Origin of the sequence: Amycolatopsis sp. FDAARGOS 1241, from assembly GCF_016889705.1 — a bacterium.
Classification (GTDB): Bacteria; Actinomycetota; Actinomycetes; order Mycobacteriales; family Pseudonocardiaceae; genus Amycolatopsis.
The window spans coordinates 5,164,786-5,180,673 of the sequence record NZ_CP069526.1; the positions used below are offsets into that span (position 1 = coordinate 5,164,786).

Genomic DNA, 15,888 nt, shown 5'->3' on the forward strand with positions numbered 1-15,888 from the left:
ACGACCTGGAGGTCGAGCTGACCGGCCTGGTCAAGCACCTGACCAAGAACCAGGCCGCACGCGACCTGCCGGCCGGCCCACCACCCACCGCAAGCTACTGCTGTTCGCCACCCGGGACGAAGTGCAGGACTACGCCGAAAGGGACGGACCCTAACGGACGCCACCTGCGCCCATTCGTCGACGTCATCGACGAACACCGCGTCGACATCGTCCAGGCAACCCTGGGCCAGCTCACCGCCGAAGCCCACCCCGAGAACACCGTCCCCACCGCCCACGCCACCAAAAGCCCGCGAGCGGCCGGCCGTGCCCACCGCCGACAACTTCCCCGAGCCAGCCGACCCGACAACACCACCGTCGACGATGACCCCATCCCCACGGAGATCGGACCGGCCAAAGCCCGCCCCGCCTACATCGCCGCCACCCACACCCACCACCACCTCGACCTCGCCGGCCTCTCCTGAAGCAACCAACACCCCGACAGCAACCCCGCCGACCCAGGGCCGCTCGCGGCATGACCAGAAAGTCCGCATCTACGTCGTCGAGAAACAACTTGGGCCGGCGGAAAGGCCGCTGGCGAGGCGGGCACGCGGTGGTCAGGGTTATGTTTTGAGGGCCCGATGAGGTCGCCGTGGGGCCCGTGTGATCAGGCCGGTGTGGTGGCGTGGAGCGGGTGGCGGTGGTGCGAAATGCTGCGGGACCGTAACAGGGAGCTGGTGGAGTTCGGCCGGTTGGTCGACGCCGTGCAGGCGGGCCAGAGCCGGGTCCTGGTCGTGCGTGGCGAGCCGGGTGTGGGCAAGACGGCCTTGCTGGACTACATCGACGAGAACGCCCGGGAGTGCCGAGTGGTGCGCGCGACCGGAATCCAGTCGGAGACAGAGCTGGCCTTCGCGGGGCTGCACCAGGTGTGCGCGCCGCTGCTGGATCGGCTGGCGCGGTTGCCCGGGCCGCAACGGGCCGCGCTGGAGACGGTGCTGGGGTTGGGCACCAGCGCGAGCCCGCCGGATCGATTCCTGGTCGGAATAGCGGTGCTGAGCCTGCTGGCGCCGCCCGACGACCGGCCGCTGGTGTGCCTGGTGGACGACGCGCAGTGGCTGGATCAGGCGTCGGTGCAGACGCTGGCGTTCGTGGCACGGCGGCTGTCGGCCGAGTCGGTGGGCCTGGTCTTCACCCTGCGCGAGCCGCAGGAAACCAGCGAGCTGACGGGGCTGCCGCAGCTGAAGATCGGCGGGCTTCCCGCCGAGGCGGCGCGGGAACTTCTGGCCTCGGCGCTACATGGCCCCTTGGACCCGCAGGTACGCGACCGGATCCTGGCCGAGACGCAGGGAAACCCGCTGGCGCTGTTGGAGCTCCCGCGCGGGCTGAGCCCGGCCGAGCTGGCGGGTGGGTTCGGGCTGCCGGGCACCGCCGGGCTGCCGAGCCGGATCGAGGAGAGTTTCCACCGGCGGCTGGCGCCACTACCGGGCGAGACCCGGTTGCTGCTGCTGGTCGCCGCCGCCGAGCCGAGCGGCGAGCCAGTGCTGCTGTGGCGCGCGGCCGAGCGCCTCGGCACCGGGATCACGGCGGCGGCGCCGGCGGAGCAGACGGGCCTGGTCACCTTCGGTCCACGGGTGTGGTTCCGGCATCCGCTCGTGCGCTCGGCGCTCTACCGCGCCGCCTCCCCCGAGGATCGGCGCCGCGTACACGCCGCACTAGGCGCCGTCACCGACCCGGAGCGGGATCCGGATCGCCGGGCGTGGCACCGCGCGCACGCGGCCGCGGGCCCGGACGAGGAGGTCGCGGCCGAATTGGCCCGCTCGGCCGGGCGGGCCCAGGCCCGCGGGGGCGTGGCCGCGGCGGCCGCGTTTCTCGAGCGGGCCACGCACCTGACCCTCGACCCCGTCCAGCGGGCCGAGCGAGCACTCGGCGCCGCGGAGGCCAAGCACCAGGCCGGTGCGCCGGACGCCGCGCTCGACTTGCTGACCATCGCCGAGGTGGGCCCGCCCGACGAGCTCCACCTCGCACGGTGCCAGCTGCTGCGCGCCCAGATCGCGTTGGCCCGGAGCCACAGTCGCGACGCTCCGCCGCTGCTGCTGAGAGCAGCCGCCCGGCTCGCGCCGCTCGATGTGAGACTGGCCCGCGAAACCTATCTCGGGGCGCTCGAGGCAGCGGCATTCACCGGCCCGCGGGCGAGCCATGGAGGAATCCGGGAGGTCGCCGAAGCCGCGCGCACCGCACCCCCGGCCCCGGAGCCGCCCCGCCCGCTCGACCTGCTGCTCGACGGTCTGGCCCTGCAGGTGACGGAGGGATACGCGGCCGCGGTGGCGTCGCTGAAGCTGGCACTGGACGCGTTCCGCCGCCCGGATCTGGCCCATGGCGAGGTCCTTCGCTGGACATGGCTTGCTCTTTTCGCCGCCCAAAACCTGTGGGATGACGAGACATTCGACCTGCTCACTCGCCGGCACATCCGGATCGCTCGTGACACCGGCACGCTCGCCGGGCTTCCCCTCGCCCTGCAATCGCGCGTGGCCGGGCACATCTTTGCCGGCGAGCTGACCGAGGCTGAGCCGTTGCTCAAGGAATGCGAGGCGGTCGCCGAGGCGACAGGGAGCCAGATCGCCCCTTACGGCGGCCTGATGCTCAGGGCCTGGCAGGGGCGGGAGGCCGAGTTCCGCACCCTGAGCGAGTCAGCCGTCACGAGCGCGGCCGCGCGGGGCGAGGGCGTCGCGCTGATCGCGACGGCGTGGACGAGCGTGGTGCTGTACAACGGGCTCGCCCGCTACGAGGACGCACTGCGGGCAGGCCGCCAGCTCATCAGCTACGACTACCCGGGCCAGCGGTTCGTGTCTCTGTGGAGTGCGGCCGAGGTGATCGAGGCGGCCGCCCGATCCGGGGCGCGCGAGCTCGCCACCGACATCTGGACCTGGTTCTCGCCACCGCTGCGCGCCACGGGCACCGAGTGGGCGCTCGGCGTGGAGGCACGCACACGCGCCCTGCTCACCGACGGGCCGGCCGCCGAAACCGCCTACCGCGACGCGATCGGCCATCTCGCCCGCACCCGCCGCCGGCCCGACCTGGCCCCGGGCGCACCTGCTCTATGGCGAGTGGCTGCGCCGCGAACGCCGCCACGGCGATGCCCGCAACCAGCTGCGCGCCGCACACGACCTGTACTCGACGATGGGCATGGCCGGCTTCGCCGAGCGCGCCGCCCTGGAGTTACGCATCACCGGCGAGACCACCCCCGCCCACACCACCGAGTCCCGCAGCACCCTCACCGCGCTGGAAACCCAGATCGCCCGCCTCGTCCAGGACGGCTACAGCAACCTCGACATCGCCGCACGGTTGTTCCTCAGCACCCGCACCGTCGAAAGCCACCTCACCCGCATCTACGACAAACTCATGTCACCGCCACACCCGCCGAAACCGCCGGCGCCTCCGGCGCCACCGTCACCCCCCTCGCCGCCGGCGACGTAACAGCCCGCGACGTCGTCGCCCGCTCCCCGACGGCAAGGTCACTTCGCCCCGGTGGCAGCGTGACTGCCTGCAGCGCCGCCGCCCCTATAGGTGATCGAGGAGGACGGTGATGCGATCCGGCGGTGGAGGATCGCCCCCGAGAGTCGAGGGGCGGGTTCGTGCCCCTACGAAGTGACGCTGCCTGATACTCCAGATGGGCGATCCGTAGGCTAGGGTCAACGCCTTCGGGCGGAACGGGGCGTCCTTATGCAACGTTTCTCGCCGGTAACCAGTGGGTTGAGATCAACTTGAGATATGGACGGATCGGCACGTGAGACAGATCCGCCCACTGTCGCAAATTGGCGGAGGACTGGCGCCGTCGGTCGAAACCTGGCGGACACCGAGGCGGTCGCGCTCACCCACCTGCACGCCGACCACGTCGGCTGGGCCTGGCACCCCGCCCCGGACACCGACCGGCCCGTCTTCACCAAGGCCGAATACCTGCACGGCGAACCCGAATGGACCCAGCGTCGTCATATAGCCACAGGTGCGCACCGTGGCCGAGGGCGAGGAGATCTTCCCCGGCGTCACCGTCATGCTCAGCCCGGGCCACAGCGTCGGACACTCCGCTTACGCCATCAACGCGGGCGGGAAGCGGGTGATCTCCTTCGGTGACGCCTTTTCCATCCACTTCGCGGACGTGCCCTTTGGCCACGTCCGCATCCAGGACGGTCGAGCGGCTTGGGACCCCGTCGACGCCTGAACCCGGTCTGGCGGTGGGCCACCATCACCGCACAGTGGACAGGTCCCGTCTCCACGGCCTGCGAATGGTCGACGCTGGAGCTGTCGATGATGATCGAACGCCGCGTCGGGGACGGCAATCGTGGGTCTGAGCAGCTCCTTGACCCAGTCAAACGTCTGTTCCAATCCGATGGATATGGCGCGGCTTGCGTCGATGCCCGAGAGTTCGCCGTGCCCGACGGCGCGCAGGAGCGACGGCCAGTGCGACGCGTCGATGACCAGCGCCGGATGCAGGGCGCAGAGGGTAGGCCTTCAGCAGATGCTCCAGGCCGACGCCGGCGTGGTGACCGGCGAACTGTTCGGCAACCTCCGGGGCATCTTGCGCGACACCGGCCCGGACATCTCCGCAGAAGACCGGGAGCCGGCAGCACCACGGCCGACGTCATCATGACGGTCCTCGCGCAGGTGCGCGGCTTGCTGTCCGTCTGGCATCCGCGGCTCGGGGGCTGGCACCAGTCGCCGGCGGCCGCACGCGCCGGGGCTGGTGCGTTCGACCGCGAGCAGGCCTGGCCGCTCAACCGGGAATGCCGGGCCGCCTTGGCCCGCATGCAGGACGAGGTCACCCGCAGCACCCTCCGCCCCGGCCGACTCGCCGGCGCCGGCGGCGACGAACCCCTCTGGCGACGCACAACGCGCCTGCCGTGACTGTCGGTGGCCCGGGCGCGGCGGTCGACCTCGGCAACGAGGTTTGGTTCGGCCCCGCTCACCGTGGCCAGCGGCAAGCCCCACCATGCGGCTCAGGTCATGCTCGGGAGCCCCGGGCCTTGTGGGTCTGTGACAGCGGAAGTTCGGCGTGCAGGGTGGTGCCGGCGCCGGGGGCGCTGTGCACCACCAGCCGGCCGCCGAGTGCTTCGGCCCGGTCTTTGAGTCCGACGAGGCCGGTACCACGGGTGAGGTCGGCACCGCCGCGGCCGTCGTCGCGGACGCAGACGCGCAGGACGTCGCCGGTCTCCTGGTCGGTGGTGTCGACCGTGACGCCGATCGTGGTGGCGTACGCGTGTTTGGCGGTGTTGGTCAGGGCTTCGGCGACCAGGTAGTAGGTGGCGATCTCGATTTGTTCGGGTAGCCGCCGCGGGATGGTCACCTCCAGCTCGACCGGGATCTGCGAGCGGCGGGCCAGGACTTTGAGTGCGGGGGGCAGGCCGCCGTCGGCGAGGGCGGCCGGGTGGATGCCACGGGCGAGTTCGCGCAGTTCGTCGAGCGCGGTGGTGGCTTCGGTGGCGAGGCTGTCCAGCTGGGCTCGGAGTTCGGTGGCGTCGAGAGGTGCGGATGCTTGTGCCGCACGGGCCTGGAGGGCCAGGGAGACCAGTCGTTGTTGCGCGCCGTCGTGAAGATCGCGTTCAATGCGCCGGCGGGTCTGGTCAGCGGTGGTGACGACGCGGGCACGTGAGGTGGTCAGCTCGGCGTAGAGCTGCGCGTTGTCCAGCGAGACGGCCAGTTGCCCGGCGATGAGACTCACCGCGTCGAGCCGCTCGGCGGTGAACGCGGCGCCGATGAGCCGGTTCTCCAGCACCAACACCGCCCGCAGGCTGCCGCGACTGAGGATGGGTACGGCCAGCAGGGAGCAGCGGTCGAGGTCGGTGAAGTAGGGGTCGCGGGCGAAGCGGTCGTCCCTGGTGGCGTCGGCGGCCAGCACCGGTTCCCTGAGGCGTTGGACATAGCGCAGCACCGACAGCGGGACCACCGGTTGCCCGGCAGCGTTGGGGGCGGTGTCTGGGATCTGGGCGGTGTCGCTGGCGCTGTCGGGAGCGGGGAGCAGCCAATCGTGGCCTTCGGGGTTCCACAGCAGCAGCTGCACACCGGTGGCGCCGGTCATCGCGCTGAGGACCTCGACGACGCGCGTACGCAGGCGTTCGATGCTGGTCTCGGAGCTCAGGGCCTGGGAGGCGGCCAGAATGCCCAGCAGGTCCAGGGTGCCGGTGGTGACCGGGCCCGTTTGCTGCGCCAGATGAGCGGGCTGATCTCCGCTCAGCCCAGTGGTCACGTCGGAGTGTGGCCGCAGTCTGGGGTAGGCCCAGTCGAGTTGGTCGACCTTCGCGCTCGCACCCCAGGCGGCATAGGTCTGGCGGGCTTGGGCGAGCAGCTCACCACCGACGCGGTCCAGGCCGCGGGCCAGATAGAAGCGGGCTGCGCGTTCGGTGATCAACGCCCGGTGCCAGGGCCGCGCACGGCCGGCGACCTCGCGGCGGGCGGCGTCGAACGCCAGCTCGGCGGCCCGGACATCCCCCACCACCCACGCCCGCTCGGCCTCCAGCCACCGTTGCAGATGCAGGAAGTTGTCCGGCGCGTCCGCGGCACGTGCAGCCAGCCACCGCGTCGTCTCGTCCAGCTCGGCCAGCAGAGCGGTGCGATCGTCACCGGCGGTGGTGCGGGCTTGCCCGGCCAGGGCCAATCCACGCAGCAGGCGGGCCACGGCGGTCGAGTAGTGGCCCAGGATGGCCGGTAGTAGCGGCATCGCCGCCGCGGTGTGCTGTGCCAAGCCGAATGGATCGCCGAAGACGGCGGCGGCGAGCGCCCGGTTGAGATGCGCGTACAAAAGCGCCATCGGATTGTCGGCGTACCGGTCGGTGGGATCCGCCGTACCAATCGCGTCCGAGCTTCCGCCACGCAGCACACCGGCCAGCCACCGGTGACCGTCGAGCACCTGGCCGATCTGTTCGTTGCCGGTGCGCCGTGCAAAGGCAACGCCCGCCTCCAGCTGCTCGACGAGGTGGTCGAGGGCTGGCGCGCAGTCGAGCAAAAAGTACTCGATCGAGTGATAGGTGTAGCCGGCGTACGCCAGGTCGCCACCCGCGATCAGCCCCTCGCGGGCACGCAGAATAGCGTGGACACCGTTCTCAAGCGGCTGAAACCAGCAACTGAGGATGGCGGAGTAGTAGTGCGCGTACGAGGTCTCGGGCTCATAGCCGCGGGCTTCGCCCCAAGCCAGGAGCCGCCCCAAGGCCCGATATCCGGCGCTGTTGCCGCGCTGTACCACGGTGTAGTAAGAGGCGAAGCAGGCGGAGCAGACCAGGGTACGTCCGGGTCCGTGCTCGAGCCAGATCCGCAGGGCTTCCAGGCACAGCCAGGCGAGCCTGGTGTGGTCGGCGAGGAAAGAGACCGGCGGCAGGGTCGCGTCGAGCAGGCGGGTCGCAGCGAGCAGCGTGGGGTCGGTGATCTCCGGCCGAACCAGGTCCTCGGCGGTGTCGGTATCCAGCCACCGGTACAGGTACTCGTACTGGTGGTCGAGATCGGCGGCGAGCTGGCCGGCGGCCGGAATGGTGATGCCGCACGCGCGCAGCGACTTCAGGCCCAGATCGATCGCCTCCGTGAAGCGTTTGCGGTGGGTCAGGCTGCGCACCTGCACCGCTGTCGCGTCGGCGCGTCGGATCGTGCTGGGACACAGCCGCTCGATCGTGTGGTATTCCGCGTCCGCCTCCTCGAGGCGCCCGAGGCTGCACAGGGCGGCGTGGCGGCCGGTGCGCACCTGGATCAGCGTGGCGGTCTCCCTCGGGCCGATCAGCCGCAGCGCGGCGACCAGCAGCGCGTTCACCAGTGTGTACTCGCCGATCAACACCGCTTGGTCGGCGGCGTGGCGCAGCAGCCCCACCACCTGCCGGCGCTCGGCCGCGTCATCGACGGCGTCGATCACGGGCAGGTACTGCTCGGCCGCCACCGCATACAACTCCGGTTCCCCGGCCAGACGCCGCGCCACTGCCAGCTGCAGCTCACGTCGCCGCGGCGGGTCCAGCCCACGCAGGATGACCTCGCGGGTGCGGTCGTGGCGAAACCGCACGGCCTCTCGCAGCCCCGGCTCGATCACCAGGACGCCCTCGTCGAGGGCGGGGGCCAGTTGCTGGTCCACCACGCCCGCCGATGCGGCGGTGGTGGTCTGCAGCAGACTCACCTCGGCTCGCCCACCCAGGCACGCCATCGCCTCGACCAGCGCCCGCGTGGGCGGCGGCATCGCCGCGACCCGTGCCGCCAGCAGCCCGGCCACCTCGGACTGACCCAGCCGAGCCCGCGCCGCCGCGTCATCCCACCGCCAGCCGGCGGCCGTCGCCGCCAGCACGCCCTCCCGGTGCAGCGCGTTGAGCAGCTCCAGCGTCTCGTATGGGTTGCCGGACGTGCGCTCGTTGATCATCTCGGCCAGGCGCGCCGCGGCGTCCCGATCCGCGTGCAGCGTCTCCGCCACCATCGTGACCAGGCTCGGCACGGCCAAGTTCTCCAGCCCCAGCCAGCGCACGCCAGCCTGCTCGCGCCACCGGGACAGCAACGCGGTCAGCGGATGCGCCGCGTCCACCTCGACGTCACGGTAGGCCCCAACCAGCAACAAGCCTTCGACCGGTTCCTCGGACAGCACGAGATCGACGAAGCCGAGCGGGGTGCGCCCGCCCCACTGCAGGTCATCGAGGAACACCACCACCGGCCGGTTCCGCGACGCCACCGCCCGCAGCCCCTGCACACCTGCTTGCTGCGTGCGCGCCTGCGCGGTGAGCGGATCCCCCGCATCCGGCGGCACCCCCAGCAGCGCGGCGAACTCCGGCACCACCGCGCTCAACAGACCCGCGTTCGCCCCGAGCGCCTCGATGATCCGTTCACGAATCGCAGCGAGCGCATCCTCCGGCTCGGCCAGCAACAGCCGACCCAGCGCCCGGAACGCCTGGAAACCCGCGTTGAACTCGATATCCCGTCGGTACTGGTCGAACTTGCCGGCCACGAACCAGCCGTCCCGGCCCGTCACCACCGGCCGCAGCTGATCGACCAACGCGGTCTTGCCCACCCCCGGCGCCCCACTGACCAGCACACCCTGACACCGGCCGGTCAGCGCCGCCTCGAACGCCGCCTCCAGCGACGCCGCCTCGGCTTCGCGTCCCACGAGCCGTGAGGGTGGCAGTAGCCGCGGCGGAACGTCGTGCTCGCCGATGCGCACCCGAGCCGCCGCCGGATGAGCCTGGGCGTCGCGGAGCTGGTGCAGGTCGTGGGCCAGGCCCTCCGCTGACTGGTAGCGGTGGTCGGGTTCCTTCTCCAACAGCCGCATCACGATCTCCGACAGCGCAGCGGGCACCGCCGGGTTCAGCTGGGCCGGCGGTACCGGTACCCGTGCCAGATGATCGTGGGTCAGGCGCAGCGGGTCGCCCGAGCCGAACGGCGGCTGGCCCGTGGCCAGCTCGTAGAGCGTCGCGCCCAACGCGTACAGATCCGCGCGCTGGTCCACCGACCGGCCGGTGCGCCCGGTCTGCTCGGGGGCAAGGTAGGCGAGCGACCCGACGATCTCGCTGTGGGGAGTGAACTCGGGACGGATCTCAGCGAACGACGTCGCCAACGCGAAACCCACCAGGCACGGGTCTCCGTCCCCGGAGATGACGATGTTGGCCGGGGTGATGTCGCGGTGTAGCACTCCCCGGCGGTGCATGCCCGCGACCGCGTGGGCCAGCTTGCCGGCCAGTCGGATCAGCTCATCGATGGCCAGTGGCTCGCCCGGCCCGGCCAGCGTGATGTCACCGGCGTCTACGAGCACGATCGATCCCGGGTACCGCGGCGCGTCCACCAGCTGCGCGACTCCGGCGACACCGCGCAACCGCTCCAGGATCGCCACCTCGTGCTGCAGCCGCCGCTGCGCATCCGGCCCCAGCGGCTCCTTGCAGACGACAGAGACGCGCCCCGGCAGCGACACTCGGGTCACCCGAGTGCGCGCGCTCTGCTGCAGCAGAACCGCGTCGGGCGGATCCCGGCCCGTCAAGGCCCTGCCAGTCCCCATCCACCGTGTCTACGCTTTGCCGTTTGCCCGCACAAGTCCCTGCCGCTCTACCGGCACCGCACGCTCAAACTCGACGAGCCGTTCAGGCAGCCGACCCACACGGTGATGAATCTGCGCCGCGGCAGGCTGGTGACGACGCTTCTCTTGGCACGGTTGGTCCATCGGAGCGCCGCTTGCGGGCAGGTGTCGCCGGGTGGGGACAGTTCCGGTCGCAGACAGGTCGGATTACGGCCGCGCCACTGGTCAGCGGGATCCACTATGGACACGTGCCCGTGCCGGACCTGCCGCTGCGGTTCGCTGTCGTCGAGCCGGCCGCGGTGCTGCCCACCGGCGCGTTCGAGTGCTCGCCGAAGCTGGATGGGTGGCGGTGCGTGGTGCACGTGCCGGGCGGGGTGCCACAGTCCCGCACCGGCGGTGACCTCACCGACCGGTACCCCGGGATCCGCGAGCCGGCGGCCGCGCTCGGCCGGGTGGTGCTCGACGGCGACCTGTGCACCTACCGGCATACCCGGCAGGACTTCGCGGCGCTGGACTACGGCCCGGCCCGACGCCGCGCCGAGGGCATCGGCGTGGTCTACGGCGGGTGCACCAGCACGCCGAGTAGGTCGTCAAGTGGCACGCCGGCCAGTGCGCCCGCCGCTGGTGGATGGCGAGAATGTGCGGCCACGCCGGTACGGCGAAAGCCCGCACTCGAGCCGCGGCCTCCGGGGAGGGCGCCGGTACGCGGGGAGGGGCAGCATGCCCGCGTACCGCCACACCGCGACACCGCGACACTCTTGCCCGGGTACAGCGGCCTGCGGGCGCCGGGCGCCTCCACTTCCTGCGGATGGAACTCGGCCGAGGGAACACCGAGTGGAACGCTAGCTGGGCGGCTCGATCGCGGACGGCACGAGCTGGATCGGTGAGCCGGAGCCGGTCGGGTACTGCTCCGGGAACTCCAGCAGCGCGCCGACGGTTGCCTCGGTGGCAACCCGGATCTCGCCCAGCGACGACCAGCCTCGGCTGCGCTCGGCCAGCAGCGAGACGGTGCCCTCGCCCGGCGTTTCCCGGACCCGGTCCGCCAGCGCCAGCACCTCGGCCGGATCAGCGTCGTCGTCCCGCAGCGGGTGGTCGCTCATTCTCGTCTTCCCCCACTCAGCTACTGCGCCGTCGTTTGCCGAAATCCCACCAACGCTTCCGACCGCCACCGCTGCCGGCCTCAAGCTCTCGGACACCACGGACCAGGGTGACCCGGTCCGCCGGCCGGTCCGGCTTCGGTTTCAGCTGTGCGGTGAGTGCCCGTTCGGTGTGGGCCAGAGCCCACTCCCGGTAGACTTCCTCTCCGTTCTCGAACCACTCGCGCAGCTCGATCGGCCGACTCAACACCCGCTCGAAGTATTCACCGGCCCGCTGCACCAGGATCTGCACCGGCCCGGAGTACACGATCTCTTTCTCAGGCGCCCCCTCGAAATCGAACGGGATGTCGTGGTAGCACTCGCCCCCGACGATGTGCGTCCCGTCGAATTCCACACCGCAGGTGAGCAGACGACGCTGCTTTTCATCGTCGTCCACCCAAACGCCGACCCTCAGCAGGTGTTGATCGTCGTCGATGGCGTGATAGGCCCAGGTGTCATACGGTTCGCACGGCCACCTGTGGGACACCGCACCCGCTCGTAAACCCGACAGAAAGTCGCGGTCGGCCGGGGTGCTGGGGTCGATCGTGATCGTGTCGTCGTAGAACTCGAACCACCCTGGATCCACTCCACCGTCGACCGGTTCGGATCCCACACGCGCTCCCTGATGCTTGTCTGTGCCCTGACCAACGCCAACGTATCGGGTCCCGCCCCGGCGAGCTCCGCAACAGGACCCGGCCACCAACCTTTCGGCTAGAACCAACTGCTGATGGTGTCACCGATCCCCCTGCCGGCCACCGCACCGGCGATTCCGCCGATGATGCCGCCGACGACCGTTCTGCCGCGGGGCTCGATGAAGGTTCCGATCGCCGCGCCCCACTCGGCGCCGATCTCGCCACCTGCCAAGGCGCCGGCCAGGGCGCTCGTGTCCTTGACCGCCGTCTGCACCTTCTGACCAGCCGGTGCGGTGACGACGTCGTAGATGTCCGCGGCGATACCGAAGACGGCGAAGCCCCGTCCCGCCCTCTTGAACGCGGTGCTCACCTGGCCGAGGACGCTGGCACCCTTGCTGACCTCCTCGGTCGCCGGCGCGGCCGAGCTCGGCTTCACCCGAGAGGGAGTCAGCTTCAACTCCGTCCCAAACCGGCCGCCGGGCTCGAAGTCCGTATTCGGCTTGAACTGCTTCGGATTCATGTCCACCTGGCACCGGGTGCACGGCCCGAAGTCACGGATGGGCTTCTGGTAAAAGCCGAGCTTCCGCGCATCGGAGTAGTACGGCTGGTTGACCTGCAACCCGAGCTCGTCCGCGGACACCCGCTCCGCGCAGTAACGGCACGATTCCCCATACAGGTTGGTAGTGGTCTTCGCCTGCTTCTTGCCGACGTAGTCGGTGATGGTCTGCTCCATCTACTCGAAGAAGGCGTTCGAGCCCGGCGAAGGAGACCGTTTGTGCTGACCGACTCGCGACCGTCGAGTTCGACGCTGGACCACGGGTTTCCGCCACCGAACGCATACCGGTTGCGGGTGTAAGGGTCCGCCGTCATGTTCAGGTCGGCCAGGGCGCCTTCGTCGCTATCCCGGGACAGGAAGCGGTTCAGGCCGGGGTCGTAATGGCGAAACCCTATGTCGTAGTATTGTGATCTCGGCGGCGCAGGTCGTCGGCGTGGATCCTGCCGAGGCGCTGAAGAGGGCCGGCATCGATCCCGGGCAGCATGTTCCGAAGGGGTCCGAGCGGCCGACCGTGTCGCAGGCTCGGCTGCTCGAGTACTTCGCACGGCTGGATGAGAGGCAGCGCGGGGCGTTGCTCGATCTCAACGAGTCGATGCTGCCGACCGAGGGCGGTGATGGCTCCACGCTCGACCACATTGGACGCAACGCTTCTCCATGATGCGGCGGACGGGCCTGGGCGAGTTCGCTGTGGACCGAGCGCCTCGTGCTGCCGCGCGGTTTCTGCCCATGGCACCTACACGCACGCCCTGGAGGAGGTCCGCGACCAGCTCGCCGCAGTCGGCGTCGCCGATCCGAACCTGTGGCACGCGAAGCGTGAGCGCCAGGGGTTCGCTCACGCGGAAGAAGTCACGGCCTGCCCGCGGGATCCCCAGCACCACAAGCAAAGTGGGTACCCCGCGGCCGCGTGGTGTCCCGATGGGGTCGGACGTTACGGGCGCGAGCGCCACCCGGACATCCGGCGAACCCCCGAGCGCTTACTACAGGTAGCCCCACCATCCGATTAGTTGCTCTCGACGGTCGGTCCGACCCTGCGGAACCAGGCCCTCGTAGTGCGGTGGCCGGCCAACTGCTATTCCCTTCGCGCCACGACCATCCACGCCGCCAGGAACGACATCCTGCACCTCCTCGCCCGGGCCACCAGGGAGTCGGCGCCGGGGAAGAAGAGTACGGCCGGCGGAACCGGACCGACCTCGTTGCGTACGGAGGAACGTGCTCGGGTACGACCACATCGAGGCCCTGCACGCCGAAGGCTCACCGTCACCAACCAGGCCTGCCTGGGCAATGAGCGGTTGAACTGGCCGGTGTCTGCGTACTGACCAAGGCGCTCAGTCTTTCGCGCGTATCCCGGCAGCGCCGACCAAGTCGCGGACGGGCGCCGGCGCGGACAGTGCCGCCGTGGGTGGACGGTGAGCGACCCGTCCGAGTTCAGCTCACGCCGCAGCAACCGACCGACCGCACTGGTGCTGGGCCAAGTCGACCGGCGTGACCAGTACGAGCAGTGGGGCGGTCGACGACTCCGTCGCGGACGCCGACGGCGCCACGCAAGGGAGGGAGTCGGCGAGCACAGCACTGATGCGCACTCGGACTTTGTGCGGGGGATCGGCGCCCTCGGCTCCCGCACTCCCCGTCGCCAGCATCCCCACGTCCACTGTGGAACATCCGGGGTGGGCAGCGTTACCAGTGATTGCCGGCGCGGTGGTGTCCCCGGGCTCCACCCACCGCCCTCCCGGACCGCCGAGCCTTCGGCCCCGGGTCGCGCCACTCGCCGAGAGACGACCCCCGCCCCGGCCTCAACCACCCCGCCCCGCCCCCACAGCAGCGCCGGACGGACTCAGGTGCCACCTGCTCCTGCCGCCGGACTCCCACTGCCGCGGCAGGAGCAGGGGGCACCCAGCCCCACCACGAAAGAACCCCCGCTCACACCCACCGGCCCCATCAGCACGGCGCGCAGGGCCATACCCGCATTCCCCGCACCGGTTCGTGCCAGAACCACTGGCCCTTCGGTGAGATCGTCCGTGGCCATGGTCGACTCCTGAATGTCCAGACAATGTCGAGACCGATCGCGAGGCGCACTACGTCCCCTCCCCCGGGCTCGGCAGCACAGCCAGCACGATGACCGCGCTCTGCGGCACCGACCTGGCCCACCACCGACATCGAACTCGTCGACGCCGACCCGGCATCCCCTGCACCAGCCGCCTGCAGCAGTTCCCCCACCAGCGCGGCCCGCGCCCCGACACCGCCGGACAACGCTGGCGCGTGGGGTGATCCCGCAGCGCGACGCTTGGTCACGGCCGTGCCCCGGCCACAGGGAACCCACCGGCGGCGACCTGGTGATTGTGCGTGCCGAGAACTCGAGCCACGACAGCCTGACGTGGCTACTGACCGCGTGGCGCCGCGACATCGACGCCGAGCCACTCCCCGCTTCGCGCAGCATCGAGTCGATGCGCCGCGCTGGCTGGTCCGTCGCATGCCCCGGCGCGCCAACGAGAAGCACCGGACCGGTACGAACCTCGTTGCGGCCGGCCAAGAGCCGCACCGATCGCCCGCCGTCACCTGTCACCGACCGGTCGGCGCACGTACCAGGTGAGGCCGTCACGTTTATCGGAGCACGGCCCCCGGCCTGGCGCGACTTGGCCCGGGGCCGTGCTCCTGCGCTGCACCGATCGGCTGGTCGCGTGGGCCACACCGCCTATCCCGCGTCACCGGGCCGCGGTCACCACGCCCCTGCCGGCACAGCTGCCGCGCCCCCGAAGCTCATTCCTCCAGCAGATAGGTCACGCGATGACCGATGTCGCGGCTCGGCCAAGCTGTGGCCGCTCATCGCACCGCTCATGACGCCGTCCACATCGTCGAACGCTGCCGTAGCGCGTCGACGCAGCCTCACCGGTATCGCCTCGCGACACGAACGGGTGATATTAACCGGGTCATATCGACAGAACTGGCTGCTCATCCGTGGTGAGGCGGCATTCCGCCCGATGGGCGGTGAACTGATCAGCGCCATTCGGAAATTTATCTTTTACGATGTGGCGCATGTCAGCGACGTCCGGAGCCCGGCGCGTTCCCCGGTGCAGCGGCCATGCGACGGTGCAGGCCTACAACGCATCCCATCCGGACGCGCCGATGCCAGTCAGCCCCGATGCCCGCAACATGTTGCGGAGCTTCACCTGTGCCGGGGCCGGGTTGACCGACGACCTGACCGCCAGCGAGAAGATTCACACTCTGGACTTCCTGCCCGGCGGCGCCCCCGGACCAAGCGAGGCGGACAGGGTCGGCACGGTCGTCGCGACCCGCTGGGGCGACCCGCCCTACCTCGTGGTCGCCGAGAACGTGTCGCTGCGCAAGGCCTGGGAGGCCATCGTCGCGCGGTGGCCATCGGACCTCTCCGCCGCCGTCGAGGCGCTGCGAGATGTAACCGACATGGCTGTCCCGAAGAGCCGGTAGCACTCACGTTCATGGGGCCGTAGCCCATGAACTCATCAACCGCCGACGAGCGCCGCCGGCGGGGTAAAACCCGATTCTGCCCGCGAGGCAGTAACTGCGAGGTGTTCCAGTTGAGAACTACGAGGAGTGACGAAG

General features: G+C 70.4%; 10 protein-coding genes and 1 pseudogene. 7 read left to right on the forward strand and 4 right to left on the reverse strand.

Annotated features, from left to right (window positions below):
* Positions 1-686: 686 nt before the first annotated feature.
* The 5 genes and pseudogenes from I6J71_RS48820 to I6J71_RS25380 form a co-directional block, all read left to right on the forward strand.
* Positions 687-1,094 (forward strand): annotated as a pseudogene (locus tag I6J71_RS48820) (ATP-binding protein); the annotation flags it as partial.
* A 2,065-nt stretch (positions 1,095-3,159) separates the two neighbouring features.
* Positions 3,160-3,450, forward strand: coding sequence for a response regulator transcription factor (locus tag I6J71_RS48825; RefSeq protein WP_239155430.1), 291 nt, complete (start codon positions 3,160-3,162; stop codon positions 3,448-3,450).
* Positions 3,451-3,985: 535 nt separating this feature from the next.
* Positions 3,986-4,192, forward strand: coding sequence for a hypothetical protein (locus tag I6J71_RS48830; RefSeq protein WP_239153906.1), 207 nt, complete (start codon positions 3,986-3,988; stop codon positions 4,190-4,192).
* 120 nt (positions 4,193-4,312) lie between these two features.
* On the forward strand, positions 4,313-4,621 hold the full coding sequence (locus I6J71_RS25375; protein WP_204089138.1) for a hypothetical protein: 309 nt from the start codon (positions 4,313-4,315) through the stop codon (positions 4,619-4,621).
* Positions 4,618-4,875, forward strand: coding sequence for a hypothetical protein (locus I6J71_RS25380; RefSeq protein WP_204089139.1), 258 nt, complete (start codon positions 4,618-4,620; stop codon positions 4,873-4,875). Before I6J71_RS25375 ends, I6J71_RS25380 begins: the two co-directional genes overlap by 4 nt.
* Before the next feature lie 97 nt (positions 4,876-4,972).
* Here the strand turns inward: I6J71_RS25380 and I6J71_RS25385 are convergent, their stop codons facing one another.
* The 4 genes from I6J71_RS25385 to I6J71_RS25400 all read right to left on the reverse strand — a co-directional run bounded on the left by I6J71_RS25385 (position 4,973) and on the right by I6J71_RS25400 (position 12,489).
* Entirely contained in the window at positions 4,973-9,886 is a 4,914-nt protein-coding gene (locus I6J71_RS25385) for an AAA family ATPase (protein ID WP_204089140.1), read from the reverse strand.
* Positions 9,887-10,830: 944 nt separating this feature from the next.
* Positions 10,831-11,088 carry a hypothetical protein gene (locus I6J71_RS25390; protein ID WP_204089141.1) on the reverse strand — a complete coding sequence of 86 codons (258 nt, stop codon included), beginning with the start codon at positions 11,086-11,088 and terminating at the stop codon, positions 10,831-10,833.
* Between the two features lie 16 nt (positions 11,089-11,104).
* Positions 11,105-11,737 (reverse strand): hypothetical protein, encoded by a 633-nt coding sequence (locus tag I6J71_RS25395; protein WP_204089142.1) that lies wholly within the window; start codon positions 11,735-11,737, stop codon positions 11,105-11,107.
* Positions 11,738-11,835: 98 nt separating this feature from the next.
* Positions 11,836-12,489: a hypothetical protein gene (locus I6J71_RS25400; protein ID WP_204089143.1), complete on the reverse strand. Its 654-nt coding sequence runs from the start codon at positions 12,487-12,489 to the stop codon at positions 11,836-11,838.
* A gap of 229 nt (positions 12,490-12,718) precedes the next feature.
* Here I6J71_RS25400 and I6J71_RS25405 point away from each other — a divergent pair, with 229 nt between their 5' ends.
* Together I6J71_RS25405 and I6J71_RS25410 are read left to right on the forward strand one after the other, a co-directional pair.
* Entirely contained in the window at positions 12,719-12,970 is a 252-nt protein-coding gene (locus tag I6J71_RS25405) for a hypothetical protein (protein ID WP_204089144.1), read from the forward strand.
* 2,372 nt (positions 12,971-15,342) lie between these two features.
* Entirely contained in the window at positions 15,343-15,753 is a 411-nt protein-coding gene (locus I6J71_RS25410) for a hypothetical protein (protein WP_204089145.1), read from the forward strand.
* Positions 15,754-15,888: the final 135 nt, after the last annotated feature.